Source organism: Cyanobacteriota bacterium (assembly GCA_025054735.1).
GTDB lineage: Bacteria > Cyanobacteriota > Cyanobacteriia > SKYG9 > SKYG9 > SKYG9.
Window position 1 is genome coordinate 1 of sequence record JANWZG010000705.1, and the last position, 617, is coordinate 617.

At 45.1% G+C, this 617-nt stretch carries 1 tRNA gene; it reads left to right on the forward strand.

Going from position 1 to position 617, the window contains the following annotated elements:
- Positions 1–72: 72 nt before the first annotated feature.
- A tRNA-Pro gene (locus NZ772_19465) sits at positions 73–146 on the forward strand.
- Positions 147–617: the final 471 nt, after the last annotated feature.

The window sequence follows — 617 nt, forward strand, 5'->3', positions numbered from 1 at the left end:
GTGTAACAGTGTAAAGGACGGGGTGGGGTACTGGCAAGGGTGGGGTTTACGTTATGATGATAAGGATAGAGACGGGGCGTAGCGCAGCTTGGTAGCGCACCACTTTGGGGTAGTGGGGGTCGTGGGTTCAAATCCCGCCGCTCCGATGCAGGCAGAGAGCTAGTAAATGCCAACTGACTCCAGTTCCGGCCAACTCCTTAGCACTACAGATAGCACTAGTTACTTAGTAGCCAGGGTATCTTGGCAGCAACAAAACTGGATCCAGTGGGTGGTAGAGTATCTCCAATTAAAAACCTTAACAACGTTCCTAGGCAGAAAGTAAATTGCTCGGCTAGGAAAACTTTATCCTTAAGCCTGGAAAATTACATTGGTATTATAGTCGTTTCACATAAAAGTGGGGCACTTTTCAGCTAGCCCAGAAGAGTAGCTACTCGCACACGACGTGGAGGCAGTGATTTTTGCCACTGCTACTGACTGGCAAATGTCTCAAACTCTTTTTGAATAACTATATATTCATCTTCATGCACCATCGTAATTCATCATTATTTACTTGGGACTACCCCAGTATTTATTCATGGAAATCTTGGATAACTTACTCAGTTAATAATTCCATTCCC